This is a genomic window from Nitrospira sp. (genome assembly GCA_030653545.1).
Lineage (GTDB): Bacteria > Nitrospirota > Nitrospiria > Nitrospirales > Nitrospiraceae > Nitrospira_D.
In genome coordinates this window covers 517,726-538,428 of the sequence record JAURZE010000022.1, presented here as the reverse complement: position 1 = coordinate 538,428, position 20,703 = coordinate 517,726, and the positions used below count along the sequence as shown (strand labels likewise).

The 20,703-nt window shown below is 57.5% G+C and carries 23 protein-coding genes and 1 tRNA gene; 16 read left to right on the top strand and 8 right to left on the bottom strand.

What is annotated here, in order from left to right; genetic code table 11:
- Positions 1-93 precede the first annotated feature (93 nt).
- Entirely contained in the window at positions 94-1,728 is a 1,635-nt protein-coding gene (locus Q7U39_09395; GenBank protein MDO9118159.1) for a hypothetical protein, read from the bottom strand.
- Between the two features lie 578 nt (positions 1,729-2,306).
- Here Q7U39_09395 and Q7U39_09390 point away from each other — a divergent pair.
- From Q7U39_09390 to Q7U39_09320, 15 genes are all read left to right on the top strand, one after another.
- Positions 2,307-3,449, top strand: coding sequence for a substrate-binding domain-containing protein (locus tag Q7U39_09390; protein MDO9118158.1), 1,143 nt, complete (start codon positions 2,307-2,309; stop codon positions 3,447-3,449).
- Positions 3,450-3,468: 19 nt separating this feature from the next.
- Entirely contained in the window at positions 3,469-4,326 is an 858-nt protein-coding gene (locus Q7U39_09385) for a substrate-binding domain-containing protein (protein MDO9118157.1), read from the top strand.
- 56 nt (positions 4,327-4,382) lie between these two features.
- Complete coding sequence (locus Q7U39_09380) at positions 4,383-5,045, top strand: hypothetical protein (protein MDO9118156.1); 663 nt, start codon at positions 4,383-4,385, stop codon at positions 5,043-5,045.
- Between the two features lie 72 nt (positions 5,046-5,117).
- The gene (locus Q7U39_09375; GenBank protein MDO9118155.1) at positions 5,118-6,833 is read left to right on the top strand and encodes a hypothetical protein; all 1,716 of its coding nucleotides are present in this window, start codon (positions 5,118-5,120) and stop codon (positions 6,831-6,833) included.
- An 11-nt stretch (positions 6,834-6,844) separates the two neighbouring features.
- Positions 6,845-7,606: a molybdate ABC transporter substrate-binding protein gene (gene modA / locus Q7U39_09370; GenBank protein MDO9118154.1), complete on the top strand. Its 762-nt coding sequence runs from the start codon at positions 6,845-6,847 to the stop codon at positions 7,604-7,606.
- The gene (locus Q7U39_09365; protein ID MDO9118153.1) at positions 7,584-7,913 is read left to right on the top strand and encodes a hypothetical protein; all 330 of its coding nucleotides are present in this window, start codon (positions 7,584-7,586) and stop codon (positions 7,911-7,913) included. The genes modA and Q7U39_09365 overlap by 23 nt, the downstream gene beginning before the upstream one ends.
- 13 nt (positions 7,914-7,926) lie before the next feature.
- Positions 7,927-8,601: a molybdate ABC transporter permease subunit gene (modB, locus tag Q7U39_09360; protein ID MDO9118152.1), complete on the top strand. Its 675-nt coding sequence runs from the start codon at positions 7,927-7,929 to the stop codon at positions 8,599-8,601.
- Positions 8,586-9,674, top strand: coding sequence for an ABC transporter ATP-binding protein (locus tag Q7U39_09355; GenBank protein ID MDO9118151.1), 1,089 nt, complete (start codon positions 8,586-8,588; stop codon positions 9,672-9,674). The genes modB and Q7U39_09355 overlap by 16 nt, the downstream gene beginning before the upstream one ends.
- Before the next feature lie 359 nt (positions 9,675-10,033).
- A complete protein-coding gene (lexA, locus tag Q7U39_09350) occupies positions 10,034-10,579 on the top strand; it encodes a transcriptional repressor LexA (protein ID MDO9118150.1) in 546 nt (181 codons plus the stop codon).
- 19 nt (positions 10,580-10,598) lie between these two features.
- Positions 10,599-10,847: a hypothetical protein gene (locus tag Q7U39_09345; GenBank protein MDO9118149.1), complete on the top strand. Its 249-nt coding sequence runs from the start codon at positions 10,599-10,601 to the stop codon at positions 10,845-10,847.
- Positions 10,828-11,010, top strand: a complete 183-nt coding sequence (locus tag Q7U39_09340; GenBank protein MDO9118148.1) for a hypothetical protein — start codon at positions 10,828-10,830, stop codon at positions 11,008-11,010. Before Q7U39_09345 ends, Q7U39_09340 begins: the two co-directional genes overlap by 20 nt.
- 17 nt (positions 11,011-11,027) lie before the next feature.
- Entirely contained in the window at positions 11,028-11,759 is a 732-nt protein-coding gene (locus tag Q7U39_09335; GenBank protein ID MDO9118147.1) for a hypothetical protein, read from the top strand.
- Between the two features lie 4 nt (positions 11,760-11,763).
- A complete protein-coding gene (locus Q7U39_09330; protein MDO9118146.1) occupies positions 11,764-12,054 on the top strand; it encodes a hypothetical protein in 291 nt (96 codons plus the stop codon).
- Complete coding sequence (locus tag Q7U39_09325; protein MDO9118145.1) at positions 12,008-14,230, top strand: DNA polymerase domain-containing protein; 2,223 nt, start codon at positions 12,008-12,010, stop codon at positions 14,228-14,230. The genes Q7U39_09330 and Q7U39_09325 overlap by 47 nt, the downstream gene beginning before the upstream one ends.
- Positions 14,231-14,566: 336 nt before the next feature.
- Positions 14,567-16,018, top strand: coding sequence for a putative collagen-binding domain-containing protein (locus Q7U39_09320; GenBank protein ID MDO9118144.1), 1,452 nt, complete (start codon positions 14,567-14,569; stop codon positions 16,016-16,018).
- Between the two features lie 161 nt (positions 16,019-16,179).
- On the opposite strand, the gene Q7U39_09315 is transcribed toward Q7U39_09320, so the two are convergent.
- Positions 16,180-16,255 (bottom strand) — tRNA-Met (locus Q7U39_09315).
- A gap of 237 nt (positions 16,256-16,492) precedes the next feature.
- Here Q7U39_09315 and Q7U39_09310 point away from each other — a divergent pair.
- Positions 16,493-16,744, top strand: a complete 252-nt coding sequence (locus tag Q7U39_09310) for a hypothetical protein (GenBank protein ID MDO9118143.1) — start codon at positions 16,493-16,495, stop codon at positions 16,742-16,744.
- 50 nt (positions 16,745-16,794) lie between these two features.
- Here the strand turns inward: Q7U39_09310 and Q7U39_09305 are convergent, their stop codons facing one another.
- The 6 genes from Q7U39_09305 to ychF all read right to left on the bottom strand — a co-directional run bounded on the left by Q7U39_09305 (position 16,795) and on the right by ychF (position 20,652).
- Positions 16,795-17,181: a translation initiation factor gene (locus Q7U39_09305; GenBank protein MDO9118142.1), complete on the bottom strand. Its 387-nt coding sequence runs from the start codon at positions 17,179-17,181 to the stop codon at positions 16,795-16,797.
- Between the two features lie 117 nt (positions 17,182-17,298).
- Positions 17,299-18,276: a hypothetical protein gene (locus Q7U39_09300; GenBank protein MDO9118141.1), complete on the bottom strand. Its 978-nt coding sequence runs from the start codon at positions 18,274-18,276 to the stop codon at positions 17,299-17,301.
- 84 nt (positions 18,277-18,360) lie between these two features.
- Positions 18,361-18,534, bottom strand: a complete 174-nt coding sequence (locus Q7U39_09295; protein MDO9118140.1) for a hypothetical protein — start codon at positions 18,532-18,534, stop codon at positions 18,361-18,363.
- Between the two features lie 170 nt (positions 18,535-18,704).
- Positions 18,705-19,253 carry a YaeQ family protein gene (locus tag Q7U39_09290; GenBank protein ID MDO9118139.1) on the bottom strand — a complete coding sequence of 183 codons (549 nt, stop codon included), beginning with the start codon at positions 19,251-19,253 and terminating at the stop codon, positions 18,705-18,707.
- A gap of 68 nt (positions 19,254-19,321) precedes the next feature.
- The gene (locus Q7U39_09285) at positions 19,322-19,552 is read right to left on the bottom strand and encodes a VF530 family protein (protein ID MDO9118138.1); all 231 of its coding nucleotides are present in this window, start codon (positions 19,550-19,552) and stop codon (positions 19,322-19,324) included.
- Between the two features lie 8 nt (positions 19,553-19,560).
- Positions 19,561-20,652 carry a redox-regulated ATPase YchF gene (gene ychF / locus Q7U39_09280; GenBank protein MDO9118137.1) on the bottom strand — a complete coding sequence of 364 codons (1,092 nt, stop codon included), beginning with the start codon at positions 20,650-20,652 and terminating at the stop codon, positions 19,561-19,563.
- Positions 20,653-20,703: the final 51 nt, after the last annotated feature.

Below are 20,703 nucleotides of genomic sequence, written 5' to 3'. Positions count from 1 at the left end.
CCTACTACACCGAGGAACAACACACTTCTCAATAGTATGCTTCGGCGTGTCATGGAGTACCTCCTATGTGTCCTGCTAGCGTTCATCATGGTTCTAGAAAAAGAATTGATACTGCACATTGATCCGGTTTTCGAGCAGCTGCTGCCCGAAGCCAGGTTGGCTCTCGAAGGGGAATCGATCCGGCGCCCGTCCGCCGCTTCCCAGCTGGATATTCGAGTAATCGATGATCAGACGGTTATTATATGTGCCGTCGAAACTGTAGCTGATGGCGGTCCCGAATTCTTTGACCAGATCCTGTTTCTGCTTGGTTGAGGGATCCATGAATCCATACCGGACTGCAACCTCGAGCTTTCGTGGGATGATGTATTTCCCCACCTGCGCATACCAGCCCCAGGCTTGTCCCAACGCCACCGGAGGGCCGGTAAATTGGGCCGCCGGGATGGTGCCAAGGTCAAACGGAGTGGTTCCACTGTCGCTGTTCCGTACCCGCTGGTGCCGGAAGTAGCCTTCAGTCTGAAATGCCCACCCTTGATACTTGGCAATGAAGTCCACTTCATGGGTTTGGAAGTCGTAAATACCACCGGCGAGGAGCCGGCCGTTCATGGCCTTGGTCACGCGCTGGCGGTAAGCGCGATCCACAATGTCGGATCGGATCGCGCTCAGGTAGTTTTGGGCAGGATTGTAAGCATAGCCGTAGGCAATCGCCGACTGCAACGTGCGGGAGTTGAGAATGTCTCCTTGTCCATATCCGGGGTTGCCGGAGAGTTTGAACAGTCCTCGAAACGTGTACATCATCTCGCCGGTTAGAATACGGGTGTCATAGTTATAGGTTCGAGTCGTTCCTGATGGGGGGCCGCCGCCGCCGGTGGGGGGCAGCACTCGCTGACTGATGCTCGTGCCTTCCCGCGAGAGATTGGCGCCGACTCCGCCCCAGATTCCAATGGCGTAGTTGAATCTGTACTGATCCTCATCGCTCAAAATACTGACCCCGATGTCCCGGCTGCCTTGCTGGTTGGCATTGAACGCGTTTTGGACGATCAGATTGTCCGCGAAGCTGGACGTGGCAATGGAGCTGATCGACGCGCGGTTGAACCAGACCCGCTGTTGTCCGGCCTGAACCGTCAACCAGGGGATATGCCAGGAGGACACATACGCGTCGAGCAATCCGGCGCGCCCGCTGCCTCCTTCTTGATCCCAAGTGGTCTGATCGAAGGCCCATGAAATATTGTACCGAAAATCGGGATCGAAGGCGTAGCCCAAAAATTGGAGGCGGGCACGGGGAATGGAAAATTGATTCGAATCGCTCTGCTTTCTGATGGCCCGATACTCGACCTGACCGCCGAGAATTTCAGGATTTCTCGAATCTCCGATCGATCCCCAGGCCGCATTGTACGCACTGTGGGTATACCGAACCTGGGTGAGCAGCCGGAGCTTCAGAAGGAACTTGTCCCCAGCGCGGATGTTCAATCCGTTATTGACGTCGATGCTGAAATTCGGTTTTGAGATGCGGTCTTTCGTCTCGATGACCTTGAGGCCCTTGTCGTACTCCTCCTGGGTGATCAGTCCCTTCAGATAAAGGTACTTCAACCCCGGATCTTCGCCGGAATAGTATTCCCACTTGCCTTCTTTCTTCACAAGTTGGCCTTCCTCGACAGCCAGCGCGGGTGACGCGCCGGCCAGCAAGGCGACCCCCAGAATGGTGCGTGTGAACAAACGGAGCCTTCTCATGTCGTTTCCCTTCGTCTTGTCGGAACTTCCGATCGTGCGGTCAGTTCGCTGCGTGAATAAAGGATGTGCCGGTGAAGCGCCTCCAGTTGTCTGGACGGCCGGTGGTTAGCGTGAGCGTCGACAGCGATGTGAAGTGGTCATGGGCGTCTCACTGGTGAGGTCTGGGTGGAGGTGTGGTTCAAACGGAATTTTTCCTTCCGTTCGATTTGAACGATCTTCGAGTCATGGATGACGATTTCAATGGACCCAAACCGGATGTCCTTGAGGGCATCCCGAAGAAGTTCGTCGGCGTTATTTTGGGGAGTTCCATTGAGATTCATGGTGCAAAGTCAGGCGTATTCTTAAAGTACTTAAATCCGATCAAGATTGAATGGCGATTAAATACAGTAAATGGAGTTACATTGTCAACAATATATTTATTGGCTCGCTGATATTTTCTGAATGAATATTGTCGCATCAAAATATGTCTAATGTTCTTGTTGATTGATGTATTCAATGATTGACAATTGTAAATCATAATTGCTATTTGTTGTTTCATGGTGAAGCGAAAGTCATCTCCCAATGTTCCGTCTTTTTGTTTGAATCGACTCAAAGAAGTCCGTACTGCCAGAGGGCTCTCGCAGGGAGAGCTGGCGGCGCGGGCCGATGTAACTCGTCAGGCCATTTCATCAATCGAAGCCAATCGGTATCTCCCCACCACGGTCGTGGCGCTCCAACTTGCGCGGGTGCTGAACACATCGGTTGAGGATCTGTTCTCTCTGCAATCTGCCGGTGAAGTGATTGAAGCGAGATTGATTGAGGTGCCGAGACCGGCGTCTTCTGCCGGCCCACTGCCTCGTGTGAAGGTCGTGAAGGTGAATGGGCAGTATTTTGCGCGACCTGTAGCAGGTCTCGGCGAAGTGTTGAGTTATACGGTTGCGGCCGATGGGTTTCTTGAGCCGAGGGATGCGACTAGGCGTGGACGTTCCGATGCGTCAGTGGTGCAGGTGCGGCTCTCGCGCGACCGGCACGCCATCGAGCAGGAAATTGCAGTCGCGGGATGCGATCCGGCGATTTTTCTGGCGGGGGAGCATCTTCGTCGTCGGAAAGATTCGACTAGCGTGGTCGGTTGGACGATGGGGAGTACCGCCGCGCTCCAGGCCTTACAACGGGGCGAGGTGCATGTGGCGGGCATTCATCTGACAGACGATTCAACCGGTGAAAGCAATTTGCCGTTTCTCCGCCGTCATTTGAAGGTGAGTTCGTATGAGGTGATTACGTTTGCGACGTGGGAAGAAGGATTGGTCGTACGTCCGGGCAATCCCAAGCAGGTTCGAACGATCGCCGATCTTGTGCGTGATGATGTGACGGTGATCAATCGGGAAGAGGGTGCAGGCGCACGCCTGCTGCTCGATCAGCGGCTGCGTGCCGCTGGTTTCGTCGGTTCGCAGGTCAAGGGATATAACCGCACGGCAGCCTCCCATCTCCATGTCGCCCGTCTGGTCTCAGAAGGGCAGGCGGATGCGGGGGTGGGCATCAGATCCGCCGCGCAATCCTACGGCCTCGACTTCATTCCGTTGCAGTCGGCGCGTTACGATCTGGTGGTGCCGAAAGCGTATCTCTCCAGCCATCCATCTTTGAATCATCTCTTCGATACGTTGGCCAGCCGTCCCTTCCGGTCCGAGATCTCCGCCATCGGCGGGTATGACACGACGGACACGGGCAAGCTTCAGGTTTTGTAATGATGAGTGTGGAAATCGCATGACCGTTCGATGGATGCGCGTTGCCATGTTGGGGATCTGTATCGCGGTCAGCATGAGTTGTGCGCCCGTGCGGGGGCCGGTTGGAGATGCAGGGGTGGCTCGTGTGATGGTCATCGCCACATCGCCCTCTGTGCAGGAAGCCATGGCGCACCTCGGCCGGGCGTTCGAGGCGAGTCACCCGGATGTGCGCGTGCAGCTGTCGGTCGATACGTCGCTCGATCTTCGGCGGACCGTTGCCGCGATGGAGAATCGGGGCAAGTCCTTCATCGGCTCAGGGCCGATTCACCTTGTGGCGCCGGGCGGGGATGAGGTGATCACCCGCATGGAGCAGAAATATTATCTGCTGCCGGAGGCGAAAGCCCTCTATGCGACGGAACGTCTTGTCCTCGTGGCGCCGGAGTCGTTGAGCGAGGCGCCGGAATCGTTTGAAGCCCTGGCGAGTATGCCATCGGTGCGGATTGCCATTGCCGATCAGAAGACTCGACTGGGCGTGGAAACCGACCGGTTGCTGTCGGCGTTGGGACTGAAAAGCGCGGAAGGAAAACGAATTGATCTCGCTAACGATCAGGCCGGGATTCTCGATCACGTGCTGAGTGGCCAGGCCGATGTCGGCATCATGTTCGGTCAGGATGCCACGCGAGTTCCGCAACGGGTGCGTGTCGTGGCCACGCCTCCCACCGGTCTGTACAAGCCGATTCCTCATTCCATTTCAATGGAAAGATATTGCCAGGATCGTCCGCTCTGCGAGGAGTTTTTGCGGTTTGTCACGAGTCCGGACGGGCAGTCGGTGTTGAAACGGTTGGGGTATGGACCGGGGAAATCGCCTGAATCTCCGGTGCGCGTCTCTATCCCGTGAGTGGGCGATTGGATAAGGGTACTGGCGGCTTCTTTCTATATCAACGGAGAGCATGTATGCGTCACCGATACCGAGTCTTCATCTTCTGTCGGATCGTTCTCTGTGGGGTTGTTGTGGGGCTGTCCGCTTCCTGTGCGCGACTGCCCTACACGACCAAAGTTGTGCATGAGGACGCACGCGTGGTTGTCGCACTTCAACAGGACGTTGACGCAGCGGCGTATTCGCATCCGGTGCAACTGACGCCGGCAGAGCTGACGAGTATCTTGCAGGGGTTTTCATTCCGGCCCAAGCAGCGCATGCCGCTACGGTGGTTTGCGGAAGAGAATCCTCCCAAACCGGTCTTTCGTCCGGATGAACTGGAAGCATTGGCAGGAAGACTCTCGGAAGGATTGCGTGCCGCCGGACCGAGCGAGCGCGTGCATTTCGAACTCCGGGCGCCGGGTCTCAATCCCAGCGTCCGTCGCGATGTCGTCGGCGGATGGGTGGCCGTCCGTGAGTCTTCTCTCTATCTCACGCTTGAATATGTGCATGTGCAGATCCCGACGAGAAAGGCGGATCTCTACGATTATAACTATCCCACCCCGCCGCCACCGCCTGCCGAGTACCTGCTGTACTTTGAACCGGGGCGCTTTTGGGCTGCCGACCAGAAGGGCTTGTCGGCGCTGGACTACCGCGCGTTCTTGAACGCGCCGAAAGTCGGCTCGTCTCCGGGGCCGTAACCATCATTTTCATCGTTGTCGCCGTCTTTCTTCCTCTATCTTCTATTCGTGTTGTTTGAGGAGATTATCGCCATGTCTCATCGCGCTCGATGGTTCGTTGCTGGGTATATGGTGCTGTTGGGTCTGTGTATGAGCCCGGCTTGGGCGGCGGATGCCGGCAAGCTCGTCGAAAAGGACGGGCGCTATGTGTTTGTCGAAAGCATGGATCCGGCCACCAGGCTGCTGCTGCAGCGGGCCGTCAAGCAGGGCACGATCACGCAGGAGGAGTACGACAATGTCGTCAGGGAATCGCAAGAGCGGACCTATCTGCTGCAGCCCAGCTTCAAGGCCTGGTACGACCGCGGGTTCAACTTCTCGATGAACGATAACGACTTCTTTCTCAAGATCCGCGGGCGGTTTGCCACCAGATTCACGCAGCGCTACAGAAACGATGCCTATCGGGAGTCCGGAGACTCAAAAAATTACCCTGAGCTCTTGGGAGTGTTCGGCGACTATCGGGCGAGCCGATCAATTAATGAATCGTCAACGTTCAATTTGAGAACGGCGCGGATTTATTTCATGGGGCATCTCTTTAATCCCGATTTGAAGTACTACATGCAGTTAGCCGGTGAAACGGCTGAAAATGCTCAGGCGCCTGGGGCAATCACAATGCTGGATCTCAACGTGACGAGTACCCACATTCCTTGGCTCAATGTGCAGGTGGGCCAATACAAAGTGTATTTCAACCGGTCGCAGATCAATTCGACCGCCTCGATGCAGTTTGCGAGCCGGGCGCAGGTGATGGAAGCCTTTACCGCCAGCGGTCTGAACCGGCGTGATGTCGGCATCACGATCATGAACGATGAAGAGATCTATCCGGTCAATTATTACTTCGGGGTGTTTAACGGCTCCGGCCCGCTAGTGAACCGGTTCGTGCAGTTTTCCAGCGAGGAGCCGACAGTCGGTTGTCCTGGCGGTCAAACCGGCGGGAATCCCTTTCCGTCCCCGGGCGGATGTCAGCCTAATCAGCGTAACCTCAATGGAAATCTCCGGACCAGCGTGAATCAGCTGATGTATGTGGCAAGATTGCAGGCGAATCTCATGGGCCGGGCCGGGTATGGGGAAGGCGATCTGGCCTATTCTGAAACGCCTCAAATGGCCATCGGTGGCGGGTATGCCTACAATCCGGCGATCGATACCAGCACCAATAATGCCTTTGTCGGCATTGATCTGGCGAATCTGACCGTTCGCCGTGCGCTTGCCCAATACGGGAACGGGCGCATGTTGGGGCAGGGCGTCGTCGACTTTTCCACCTGGACGCTCGACTCTGCATTCAAGTACCGTGGCTTCTCGTTGCAGGCCGAATACTGGTTTAGAAACGTGACCAGGCATAGCAAGGAGTTGCCCTGTATGCAGACGGCCGTCGTGGGAGGGCCTTGCACGGTTTTTGCTCCCGGCCAGTTCGGCAATGCGACGGGTTGGTATGTGCAATCCGGCTACTACCTGATTCCGCGGAAGGTCGAAGTGGCCGCCCGCTATGCCTGGTGGGATCCGGATACCAGGTCGGGCGGAGATCTGATCAAGGAAGTCAATGTGTCGTTGAACTGGTTCCTCAGCGGGACCTACGATCACCAGATCATGTTGACCTATAGCAACATTGCGATGGGACAGGGCGGATTTGCGGTCGGTCGCAGCGCGCCGTTGCCGGCGGTCGGGGCGACGTTCCCGTCCGGAACCGTCCCGTTGGATGTGAATGCCAGGACGTTGATCGAGAACGCGATTCGAGTTCAATATCAAATATTTTTCTAGGGGGATCTGTCATGATTCGTTTCATTTTGACTGTCATCCTGTGCATCGGGGCCGGTGTCAACGGTGTGTTCGCGGAGGAGATCACGATTGCGGCGGCGTCCGATTTAAACTTTGCGATGAAAGATCTCGTGGCTGAATATGAAAAGATTGCCGGGCATCAGGTGAAACTCTCCTTAGGTTCGTCGGGGAATTTTTATGCGCAGATTCAGAACGGCGCGCCGTTCGATCTCTACTTTTCCGCCGACATCGGGTACCCCAGGAAGTTGGAGGAAGCCGGGCTTACGGTGTCAGGATCGCTCTATCGATACGCGGTAGGACGGATCGTGTTGTGGGCTGGTACCGCGTCGCGCCTGGATGTGTCCAAGGGGCTGGATGTCCTGCGGGAGCCCGGCATCAAGAAGATTGCGATTGCCAATCCCAAGCACGCCCCGTATGGTCGTGCTGCGGTGGCGGCGATGGAATCGTCCCGCGTCTATGAATCGGTGAGAGAGAAGCTGATTCTGGGAGAGAATATTTCACAGGCGGCGCAGTTCATTGAATCCGGCGCCTGTGAGATCGGGATCATCGCGCTGTCTCTGGCGCTGTCTCCGGCCATGAGCGGCAAAGGGGCCTATTGGGAGATTCCAGCCGAGGCCTATCCTCCGTTGGAGCAAGGGGCGGTGATTTTGAAACAATCCAGGAATCAGGAAGCGGCCCGGCGCTTCTTGGAATTCTTGAAAGGCCCACAAGGGCAGGACATTATGAGGCGGTATGGATTTCTGTTGCCGAACTAATGCGGTCACTGCGGCGGCGGTTGTCGCGCTACTGTGTGCGATCACCGGATGTTCCGATGCGGTCACGATGGTCAAAGAGACGGCGACGAGCGGCGTGGTGACCTACCTCTTCAAAGAAGAGCGCGGCGGGCCGATGGGGTCCCCTCATCGGAAGGGCGCATTGAAGGTGATGGAGAAGAAGTGTCCGTCGGGTTATGTCGTCCTGAAGGAAGGTGAAGTGCAGGGGTACGGCAGCATGTCCAGCGTGGAAGGGCAGGAGGGAGAAGCGACCGGCCGGCGCTGGGGGATGCAGTTTATATGCAAGTAGGACTTGCCCTCAGATGAACTGGATCGCCATCTGGGTCACCTTCAAATTGGCGAGCCTGACGGCTGGCGCGTTGCTGGTGATCGGATTACCGATTGCCTATTGGCTGGCGTATTCGACCTGGCGATGGAAATTTGTCGTTGAATCGATCGTCGCGCTGCCGCTGGTTCTGCCGCCGACCGTGCTGGGATTTTACCTCCTCGTGGCCATCGGTCCCCATAGTCCCGTCGGCCGGTTCTATGCAGATCTTGTCGGCCACCCGTTGCCGTTCACATTTGAAGGTCTCCTCCTCGCGTCGATCTTGTACAGCCTCCCGTTTGCCGTCCAGCCGTTTGCCACCGCGTTCGAACAGGTCGATCGGAAATTGATCGAAGCCTCGTGGACCCTGGGGCTGTCGAAGGTGAAGACCTTCTTCAAGCTCATTCTGCCGCTCTCGACGGCGGGGCTTATTACCGGCGCCGTCTTGAGTTTCGCCCATACCTTGGGAGAGTTCGGGGTGGTGTTGATGGTGGGCGGCAATATCGAAGGGGTGACGCGTACCGTCTCGATCGATATCTATGATGAGGTGCAGGCGCTGAACTATGCCGGAGCGGCGAAGACTGCCGCGTTTCTCCTCGTGATTTCCTATCTTGTCCTGTTGTTGGTCTATGCCATGAATCGAAAGGTCTGGGCGGTATGGCCGCAGAAATAATCGTCGAGGTGACGAAGACCTTTCCCGGGCGAACGTCTATTCGTGCCAGCTTCCGCTATCCGGTTGAGTCCTCGACGGTGTTGATCCTGTTTGGGCCGTCCGGGTCCGGCAAGACGACGATTTTGCGTTCTGTGGCAGGTCTGGAATGGCCCGAAGAAGGGACGATACAGTTTGTCTCAAGAACCTGGCTGGATACGGGATCGCACGTCAAAGTATCGCCGCAGGACCGGCATATCGGTTATATGGCGCAGGACTATGCGCTGTTTCCCAATTATTCGGTTGCCGGCAACATTGCCTATGGATTGGGAGAGCTTACGCCTGTCGAACGAACGAAGCGTGTGCAGGACATGGTGGAGCTGTTTCATCTGACGGGATTGGAGGAAGCCAGGCCGCGCGAATTGTCCGGCGGACAGCAGCAGCGTGTGGCGCTGGCTCGCGCCGTCGCGCCCCGGCCGCAGTTGCTGTTGCTGGATGAACCGCTCTCCGCGTTGGATGCGCCGACTCGCGCACAACTGCGTGGAGAACTCAGAGGGCTCCTGAAGCAATTGGCACTCCCCTCAATCATTGTGACGCATGATTGGGCCGAAGCGCTGACGCTGGGCGATGTCATGGCCGTGATGCATGAGGGGACGATTCTGCAAGTGGGCACGCCCCAGGAGGTGTTCAGCCGTCCGGCCAATGCGGACGTTGCGAGAGTGGTCGGCGTTGAAACGGTGGTGCAGGGAACGCTGGTTGATGCGCATGAAGGTCTGGCGACGGTGCGAGTGGGAGAAATCTCTCTCACGGCGGTGGCCGCCGAGAATGTTGGCTCCGACGTGTTCGTCTGTATCAGGGCAGAGGATGTGACGCTCGAACCGGCGGACGCCGGGCTCACCAGTGCGCGGAATCATCTCCAGGGAACCGTGGGTGCCATTGCCTCGCTCGGAGCCCTGGCGCGGGTCACGATCGAATGCGGGTTTCCGCTCGTCGCAGTCATTACGCGATCGGCGCTGACAGAGCTGGGATTGACTGTCGGAGCACCGGTCCGAGCGGCATTCAAAGCCGGTTCCGTGCATCTGATTTCGCGCCAATGACGGCATCGTTCTCTTCACATTTCTGCCTTCTTTTCGATCTCCCCAGCTTCTGTGGATAAGTCTGTTCACAACGTTCGCTTGGCCGCGTGATAGGCTTGAATCCACCATCCAGCTGACAGCTTGCCTAGTTTTTAGTCATTGAATCATGACGGCGGCCTACCACTAGATGTTGGGCCTTTCCGCCGACTTGTCTGAGAAATCATCCAATCCTGGGTTAGAGCCTGAAATCCTGTGGCGAGCTACGCCTATTGCTGCTATTGGCGCGGGAGTTATGCACAGGATGCTCGAATCTCTGAGGAAAGCGCGGCGATTTTCTCGCTTGACAGCGATGATTCTTCTGTGTAACCATTGGTTACATCATGAAATCAAACGATCTGAAGCGGATTCGAGAAGGATTGGGGCTGACGCAGCAGCAATTGGCTGAGGCGTTGAGCACGACCCGTGTGTCGGTGGCGCGGTACGAAGCCGGAATGCGCCGAATTCCCGGGATGGTGCGTGTGGCGTTAGAGCAGCTTCAGCGCCGGGCGGAAATTCCCATGGCGGGAATCGTGGCGGCCGGATCGCCGATTGAACCCGTGCCGCAATCCGATCTGATCGATGTCCCGCCGAGCATGTTGCGCGGGGGTGATACGTTTGCGCTGCGCGTGAAAGGGGAGTCGATGAAAGATGACGGTATTCTGCCGGGCGATCTGGTGATCGTGCGCAAGCAGGCGCATGCGCGCAACGGGCAGACGGTCGTCGCATTGGTGAATCAGGACGCGACGATCAAAACCTACTTCAAGAAAGAGACTCACATCGAACTGCATCCGGCCAATGCGGCGATGCAGCCGATCATAGTCGGGCCGAACGATCACTTCCATATCGAAGGACTGTTGATCGGCGTGATTCGCCACTGTGCGATTTAGTTCAACCAAGGAGGGCACCATGCTGACAGGCGGACGAACGTTGGTGACGGAACGGTTAGTCTCTCTTGAGCAGACGATTGATGCATTGAACGGGCAGCTTCGGGACGTGCGATGGGAACTCGGGCACGCCAAAGTTGAGCCGTTGCCGATCAGGTTGTGGCGCAATCTGGTGGGCGGAAGATCCGAGCAGGACTATATGTCGACGGTCTGCAATCGAAATGTGCGCCCTAACACAAAGGTGGTGTCCCATGGTCGTTCAAGAGCGTAATGTCGATCGTGTCGTGAGCGGATCCTGTGCAGATTGTGGGGCGCTTGTTGAGCCGCGTATGGCCTGTGTCGATGCGGCCACCCATTCGACGGTGGAGCTCTGTGCGACGTGCTGGAACGCCTATCGACAGCGGCAGGTATTTCATGCGGGCTGTTGTGGATAACGGAAAGGGAGAGGGAAATGTCGGCGACCGCATCAAGTCTATTGCTGTTTCCTGATGGGGTGGATAATCCCCTGACGTGTCGGGAGCGAACCGATGCATCCAGTGAATGGCTCCTGACGCTGCGTCATGCGCCGATCCCTTTTCGCACCGATCACAGCTTGATGGTATTGCATGGCCACCCGTTGGTGTTGCGACTCGGGTTGCATGCGGCTGCGGATCGTGCGTTGGCCGGAGAGCCGGTGGTGTACCTTGACGGGGCCAACACGTTCGACCCCTTTGTGATCGGGCGATTGGCCAGAGCGCGTCGCCAGGTTCCCCGGAAGATTCTCTCTCTGGTCCATGTCGCCCGCGCGTTCACGTGTCATCAAATGGAGCGGTTGGTGTCGGATTGCCTGGAGGAGGCGCTGGTGCGGTACCAGGCCAGAATCGCCGTTGTCTCCGGGTTATTTGAAACATTTTATGATGAGGCCGTGCCGTCTCAGGAAGCCGCGCGGCTGGCTAGTCGAATGATGCAGCGCCTGCGTCGGATGGCCCAACGGGGGTATGTGCTCGTGTGCCTCTGTCCTCCGATCCCGGCGGTCATGCCGTCACGGCATCGGTTCATCGACCAACTCTGTGGCCAGGCGGATCGTGTCATTCGTGTCGGCGAGGCGCAGGGCCAGGGGATCATCAGGCTTGAGGAAGAGCCGGATGGCCGAGAGGCCGGCCAGGTATGGGAGGTCGCCAGGACGGTATTGGAGTCCCGGTAGGTTCATGGGACGGACACTGACGACCTTCACGCAGTTGGTCCAGCAAGAGATCGCCTCCTGGCGGCGATACCGGCGCGCGTTGCGGGCGGAAGATCAGCAGGCGTTGGATGAATTGTTCGCGGCGGCGCGGCGTCATTCTGCCGCCGGAGCCTATCTGGCTCGGGATACACCGTTCGAGGTGATGTTGCTATCGATGATGCTGGAACAACAGAAACAATTACAACGATTATCGCAGGCGGTTGCCGATCATGATGTCCGGTCTTCTCTCCCGCCGCCTGACGGGGTGGCTCCTTGATGCCTATCCTGTCTACGATGGCATGGCGATCTGGATTCTCGGCGACGAGGGAATCCGCTGCCGTGTGGTCGATCCCTATCATCCGTCGTTCTATCTCGCCGGGTCATCAACTGATCTTGCCGCAGCCTGGCGCCTCCTCACGGACCGGCGAATCTCCTATCGGGTGAACCGCGTCCAGCGCCGTGAGCTCTGGTCGGCTGACACGATTCCGGTCTGCGACGTGTCGATTCTGCAGCCGACCAGATTCCGCGAGGCGGTGAAACGGCTCATGGAGGATGTGCCAGAACTGCATTTCTATCATGCCGATGTCGGGTTACCGCAGCGTTATTTCTATGATCGCGGACTCTTTCCCCTTTGCCGTTGTGAAGTCGAGATCACGGCCGATGCGATCGTGCGGACCATTGCTGCGAGCGAGTCGCCCTGGGAAACGGATTATCGTCTGCCGCCTCTCCGGATCATGGAGTTTCTCTTGGAGGGGGCTTCTCCGAATCCGAATCATGGCGGGGTGGTCCAGTTGGCGGTCCGAGTCGAGGGCGAGGAGCGAGTTCTTAATGGAGACGATCCGGCGGAATTTCTCCAGACCGTCGAGGCCCTGCTGCAGCGGCATGATCCGGATATCCTGCTGACCGATTGGGGAGACTCCTACATTCTGCCTCGCCTGTTGCGAATGTCAGCGCAGATGCGTATGTCGCTGAGCTTGAATCGTGATCCGGCTCATGCGATCGGCACTCGCGCACCGCGCTCCTATGTGTCGTACGGCCGGGTGCTGGCTCACGCCGGCGAGCGGACGCTCTATGGCCGGCTCCACCTCGATCGGCGGAACTCCTTCGCCTTGTCAGAGACCGGCCTGGCCGGGCTGTTCGAGCAATCGCGCGTCACGAAAGTGCCGATTCAGCAGATGGCCCGCACGACCACCGGGACCGGGATTACGTCCATGCAACTCGAGCAGGCCCATCGGGCGGGAGTTCTCATTCCCTATCGCAAACAGCAGGCGGAGGAATTCAAGACCGGGGTGGAGTTTCTGGAGACGGATCAGGGGGGACTGACCTATGCGCCGATCTCCGGTTATCACGAAGGCGTCGGCGAGCTGGATTTCGCCTCGATGTATCCCACGATCATGACCCGCTTCAATGTGTCGCCGGAGACGGTCAATTGCCGATGTTGCGCGGAGGATCCAGCCGCGCGCGTGCCGGAGATCGCCCATCACACCTGCCGGATCTCGCAGGGGTTGATTCCCCGGACGCTGGCTCCGCTCCTCGCCAAACGGGCGCAGTATAAACAGCAGCTCAAGACGACGCCCGATGACGCGATGCGGCAGATCATCGATCAGCGCCAGACGGCGCTGAAGTGGCTGCTGGTCGTGTCATTCGGCTACCTCGGGTACAAGAATGCGCGCTTCGGGAGAATCGAAGCGCATGAGGCGGTCACGGCCTATAGCCGCGAGGTGCTGCTGCGCGCCAAAGAAATTGCCGAGTCGCAGGGGTTTCGTTTTCTGCACGCCATCGTCGATTCGCTCTGGCTGCAGAAGCGGGGCGCCGGGCGAGACGACTACGACCGGTTGGCCGCTGACATCAGTACGCAAACAGAATTGCCGATTGTCGTCGAAGGCCTGTATCGGTGGATCGGCTTTCTTCCGTCGCGCGTCAATCCGCGCATGCCGGTACACAATCAGTTCGTCGGACTGTTCGACAACGGGCGAATGAAAGTGCGCGGACTCGAAGTGCGGCGATCCGATGCCCCGCTCATTGTGAAACGGTTTCAATCGGAGGTGTTGCAGCGGATGGGGCAGGGGCAGACGATTGCGGAGTTGCGGAGACAAATTCCGGAGATCGAGGCATTGACCGAGGACTATTGCCGGTATTTGCGCGAGGGGCGCGCGTCGATTGAAGAGGTGGCGATCGGGAAGACGTTGACGCAAGCGCCGGAGCGCTATCGCCATGCGACGCAGACCAGTATTGCGGCAAAAGAGCTCCAGCGTCGCGGTGTGCCGGTCCAACCGGGAGAGACGATTCACTACGTGATCAGCCAGAGTAAGGCGGCGCTACCAGAAGATCGCGTGCGCGCCGTGGCCGGAGGCGACGGCACCATTGCCTACGATATCGACGCCTATGTGACATTGATTCAGAAGGCCGTCTCGGTGTTGCTTACTCCCTTGCGTATGAACTGCGCAAGGTGAAACCTGTAAGATACTAGGGCTCTGAACCTCATGGTAAAGGCGACAACAAAGGGCGGCATTGAAGCAGGGTGTCCCGTATGAGTGCGGATACGCTGGTGGGAGTGATATACGGATTGACCTGGCAGGATGCTGAGCAAGTCTAGCATCGCTGGCAGAGGGATCGCCAAGGCCCAGGATCTCCGAGGTCTGTTGTTGGGTGCGAGATTGCCGTCGTGCGAGTGCGTGCGCTTGGGAGGCGTTGGGGGTGAGGAAATGGAAGGTGAGGAAGTAATTGCTCCATCGATTCCCGATTCAGGTCCCTATACATGGGCCGTTCGCCACGGAGTTAAAAAAGCCATGATAATCAGAGTTGGAGTATTGGTGTGTCTGCTGCTCTCGGCCATGCCTGCACAGGCAAGCCTCTCGGTCTCCGCGACCAATCCACGGTGGATTGTGAACAGTACCACGGGGAAGGCCGTCTACTTTTCCAGTATTGGGGGAGGGCCTGAGGGGAGCCTTCAATTCAATGCAACCTTTCGAGGGCTGCAAGATATTCAGCGTGCGGCGCCGGTCACAACCGACTTCACGGCGGCTCTGGCTTCTGTGAGGGGGGCTGGCCTGAACCACATGCGCCTGTGGCAATTGGAGCAGCGGGCCTGGGCGTCAGCGGCTCACTTCAAAGACGGGACCTACCTTCGGGTCCCGATCGATCAGTTGCCGTATCTTCTGACTGGCTCGCGGATCGACAGAACCACGGGCGTCTCCGTCGCAGTCGGTGTCTATGACTTGAGTCGATTCAGTCAGGACTACTTCGACCGCATGCGGAGCCGAGTTCAAGAGGCGTTGGCCGCAGGGGTCTATCCCTCGGTCATGCTGTTTTCCAGCGGTCACCTGGAATACGACGACTATTCCATTGGCCATCCGTATCAAGCGGCCAATAATGCCAATGGAATCGATGCGGATATGAATGGGAATGGCAAAGTGGAAGAGACGATGACATTGGTCAATCCGAGGATCACGGCTTTTCAAGACGAGTACATTTGCAAATTCGTGGACACCTTCAAGGACATCGGGGGCGTGATGTTTGAGGTGACGAATGAGGTGCAGGGGCGCGGCTCCGAGGACTGGCAGAGTCATGTGATGGACCAGATCCGTGAATGTGAGCGACAAAAGGGCAGTGTGCGGCATCTGGTGATGCAGAGTGCGTACGACTTCGGACACCGAACCGACAATGATTATCTGTTCAACAATCCACGGCCTGATATTGTGATGCCGACTTGCACCAGTGATGGCACTAACTACGAGACGAATCCGCCGGCCAGTCCCGCCGAGAAACCGATTCGCTGGTATGACACGGATCACGTCGGACTGAGGTGTTCTACGATCGGCGCGGATGTGCCATGGCGGAACTTCACGCGGGCGGTCTATTTCGGCTTCCTGAACGAACGTGAAACGGAAGCCGTCGGCGCACAGGTTCGCGCCGCGCAAGCGCAAACGATCGATTGGGCCAATACCAGAATCGTCAATCTCCTCGGCATGGTACCGGAAACCGGCACGTCCATCTGCGAGTCCGGCTATTGCCTCTACAATCCCGACGGCTCCGAGTTCTTGATGTACTTGCCGAGTGCGGAGAGAAAGTATATTGACCTCTCTTCATGGACTGGCCAATACAGTGTGCAGTTTTTCAATCCGGCTGATGGCACCACGACAAATGCCGCCGAGGTACAGAGCAAGGGCTCGCGTTTGTTCGCTCCTCCATGGAATGGAGCGGCAGTCGTCTATTTGAAGCGCACGCAGAGTAGTCAGTAGTTATCCAATCGACGTCATAGTGTCGACAGAATGCCGAAGAACCGGTCGGAAGCGGTCATATTTGCTCGGTTTCGGTCGGATAACACGTGGGTATGACGTCTTGGTCTGAAGCCTGAATCTGTAGAATTACAGGGGAGTCTTGATGAGTCGAAAGGGAGGATTGGTGGCGGTGTCCCGGATTGAACGGGAGACCCGCGGCTTATGAGTCCGCTGCTCTACCAACTGAGCTACACCGCCACTTGGTTGTATTTGCTGAAGAAATGCGGACGGATGATAGCCGAAGCATGGTGGAAATGTCTACCTATGGAAGGGGCTGACAGCACAGGGAGATGGAGCCGTTAGGCGCTAGGTTTACGCGTGGGTTCCCCCTCTTTCGAGGTAACCACACTGGGGAATGCGCAAATCCAATGGGTTCGGTATTCTTTCATTGTTGGCGGTTATTGATGGATCACACGGATTGTAAAGGAGCTGAGCATGGAAGCACGGGTCGGCAAGAGTAAGCATCTTTCGCAGATTCAGTTGAATCATGTGGCCCCGGAAGTTCTTCACCAGCTCACCTCGCGAGAGTTGATGGATGCATTGATGGCAGTAGATATGCCAATGGGGGGAACCAACGAACAGCGGATCGAACGGCTGTGGTCCGTCATGCAGCCGCAGGATCTAACGTCATTTCTTCCTCAGCATGTATGTGAGCGGGTGTCGAACGCGGTCGGCGTCTCTATCTAACTACGAGCGTGGCGTGTTTCCCTTCTGGCGATGCGAAGGGAGGATGCTGTTCAGCCGCCGGCAAACACCGGGCGAAATCCGGCGTCTGTTAAGATGCGCGCGATCAGCTCTCGCTGGTCACCCTGAATCTCAATCCGTCCCTCTTTGACTGTCCCACCGGTTCCGCAGGCTGTCTGAATATTCTTTGCGAGCCGTTCTTTTTCAGCCTGGCTGATTCCGACAAAACCTGTCACCACGGTGACGGTCTTTCCCCCTCGATGAGCGGTCTGTCTGATGATATCCACCCGTCCGCGGTGTTTGTTTGGGGCCGGCTCTGCTTGCGTCGGTGGAGATTGCTCAGCCGTGGCCGGTGGAAGCGCGATCTTCCCTAATGCTGCAAATGGACTCTTCCATTGGATTGGTTCTCCGTCTGTGGGGATGCGCTTCTTGTCTTTCATCGTGTCATCTCACCATGGTGCTTCCTCAGCGCACCGATTGCTGGCTGGAGGGATTGCGGTGGGATTGTAAGTCCATGTTGCGGGGGAAGCAATGGAAGGGCGACAACCCGGCCGGGGTCATTGAAGGGCGTGGATAAACTGTTGGAGTAAGGCTGCTTGATCGGATTCGAGTTGTTCACGGGAACGCGGCGAGACAAGTTGCGTCGCCTCACGCAGCCAGGTATCGCTCCAGATCGATGCTCGCGGGTTGCGTGTGAGCTGAATGTGTTCGACGAGGTAGAGGCCGGACTCATAGAGGACGTTTCCCGGGCACCGGTCCTCCAGAGGCTGCTGAATCAGTTCCACGCCGAGCGTGAGCTGGCCCTTGTGATGCTGGCCGGGCGAGAGGACGAATCCGGCATCGTGGAATTGTTGCAGGGCTCGGGCTGTGAGTGCGTGGCTGAATCGCCCAGCCGATACGGAGATCTGAAGCTGATCGATACGCAGCCCTTTTAATGTGGGGCTGCTGTGATGAGGTTCCGGAGCAGGTGAGGGAGAGTCTTGAGGCAGGGCATCTGGATGCGTCGCTGCGGAGGTTGTTCCGGGTATTGAGGAACGTGCTCCGGCGTTTGCTGCCCGGTAGTCTGCGATGAATTGGCTGATAAATTCTTCAAGGTCGCGGTCCAAATCCTCAATTGTGACAGATGTTCGTACTTGAGCTCCTGTGTGGGCGAGCCAGGTGACATCGTTTAGAATGACCGAGTTTCTCGGGATGAGCACCGGTTCGGTGAGTCTGAGCGAGGGGGCATAGAGGATATGTCCGGGGCAGGTATCAGACAGAGACTGAGGGATCAGCGTCAGTATGAGCATGGCAATGAACGGCCTGTCCTGGGCGTCCGAATCGGGCAGAGGAAGGCCGGCCTTGGTAAAGAGGAATCTGGCGTGTTGGGACAATCGTGAAGTGAATTCCGGCGGTGCGGAGACGACGAACTGTACCCGATTGAGATCAAGGCCTTCTGTGGTTTGAACGTAGGCTGATGTGGCGGCCATGCCTTTGTCGGGGAGAGAGAATCCTATGAGAAGGGAGAGCGCAACCCAGAAGAGCATAGCAGCCATCGTAGGAGAGAGCCTATCACGCGGGAGATGAGGGCACTAGAAAGTTTCTGGAACGAACAGTGAGTTGTCGTGGATTATAGTCTGTTAGGTGATCGGCGGAGCATCGGGGAGTACGGCCCCACATTCCATACAGATCAGGCGACCGGATTTCTTCCCGTCGCGCGTCTGTTCGTCCTCGACCATGCGGCTGTGTGTGCAAGGGGGGGTGGCTGGCGGTTCGTGCTTGCTGGACGAAGGATCGGCCTCCTTAGCCCTCATAACAGACCTCCAGTAGATGAGGAGGACAGTCTAGCCGATTTAGGCAAAGGGAGCCTAGGGCCGGGTGGCCGTAGCGCCGTTCTTTGCGATACGGACGAAGATCATCGTGGCGGACCGGAGGAATGAGATGCGCGTTCCGCGAAGCCTGAGCTTGCTTCAGGTCAGGCCGATCAGATTGCGGCCGGATGAAGGGTGACAAGCTCGATCTGTACGGCAGTGGTGCCATCGCCCATCAAGATCTGTCCGTCCTGGATAGAGCAATGGAGATCCATGCTGCGTTGCGCAAGGTGTGCCATTGCGCGGCTTTCATCTTGCGGGATATTGACCACGGTCAAATTCGTGCAACGAGAGAGGGTAGTGCCGGTCTTCTCCCACCACCGATCGGCTCCTCTGCCGCCGTAGGAATAGACGACGACCCGGGTTGCGCGACCGCAGGCCTGTCGTATGATCTTTTCATCGGGCTCACCCACTTCAATCCAGAGGTCGATCGCGCCCGTGAGATCTTTTTGCCATAGGGCCGGCTCGCCTTCACTGCCGATGCCGCGACCGAACCGAAGGGTGTCGTGTGCGTGTCGTGCGAAAGCCAGCAATCTCACCATCATGCGTTCATCGGTCTCAGACGGATGGCGAGCCAACGTGACGGTGTGATCCTCATAGTAGTGGCGATCCATGTCGGCGATATGCAGGGTGGCTTTGAAGATGGTGGCGTTGGGGGCCATGGTGTGGTCGTGCTTTCTCGTGAGGCGGTGTCAGTCGTTCGGCAGGGCCGACTGATTCGATCGACGGGTCATGTCCGTTCCACGATGTACATCAATTCCAGCCGCTCGCGCGCCCAGGGCGTTTTGCGCAGAAACGTGAGGCTGGATTTGATGCTGGGGTTGTTGAGGAAACAGCGCACGGGGAGCCGCCGGCCCAATTCTTCCCACCCGTGGCGCTCGACCAGTTGGGTGATGATCATTTCCAGTGTGATCCCGTGCAAGGGATCGCGCGGATGAGACGTGGGCGGCGGCTGTTCCATGGTCGGGGCTAGACATTGAACCGGAAGTGCATGACGTCGCCGTCTTGGACGACGTACTCCTTGCCTTCCAGCCGCATCTTGCCTTTTTCTTTCGCCCCCGCTTCTCCTTTGCAGGCGATATAGTCGTCGTAACCGATCACCTCGGCGCGAATAAAGCCCTTTTCGAAGTCGCCGTGGATGACACCGGCGGCCTGCGGGGCGGTATCGCCGACATGAATGGTCCAGGCACGTACTTCCTTCACGCCAGCCGTAAAGTAGGTCTGTAAGCCCAAGAGTTGATACGCGGCGCGAATCAAACGGTTGAGCCCCGGTTCCGTCATGCCGGTGTCGGCGAGAAATTCTTTCTTTTCTTCATCCGAGAGCACGGCGATCTCTGACTCCAGCGCGGCGCAAATCGCCACGACCGGCGCCCCTTCTTTCGCGGCATATTCCTCCACGCGGGTCAGGAGGGGATTGTTCGTGAAGCCCTTTTCCGAGACATTGGCCACGTACATCACCGGCTTCATCGTCATCAGGCAGAGCGGTTTCAGCAAGGCGCGTTGCGCCGGGTCCAGTTTCATCGTGCGCGCCGGTTTGCCTTCGTTCAGGCAGGCGGCGACCAGCGGGAGCAATTCGCCCAGCTTCGCAGCGTCTTTGTCGCCGGCGCGGACGGCTTTCAGGTTCTTCTCCTGAGCTTTTTCTACGGTGGTGAGGTCGGCGAGAGCCAGCTCGGTTACAATCGTTCCGATGTCGGACAGCGGATCGACTTTGCCGGACACGTGAATGACATTGTCGTCTTCGAAGCAGCGCACGACATTGACAATGCCGTCGGTTTCACGAATCGTTGCGAGGAATTGGTTTCCCAACCCTTCACCTTTCGAGGCGCCGGCCACCAATCCGGCGATGTCCACAAATTCGGTGGTGGCATATTGCATGCGTTGCGGCTTGACGATATCCGCCAGCGCCTGCATGCGCGCATCCGGGACTTCTACGATGCCGATATTCGGCTCGATCGTGCAGAACGGATAATTTTCCGCGGCGATCCCCGACTTGGTCAGCGCATTGAACAAGGTAGACTTGCCCACATTGGGCAGCCCGACGATTCCACATTTCACACTCATGACAACCCCTTTATAGTCATTGCAATAGTAGATGAGCCCCTGCCGGTGTCT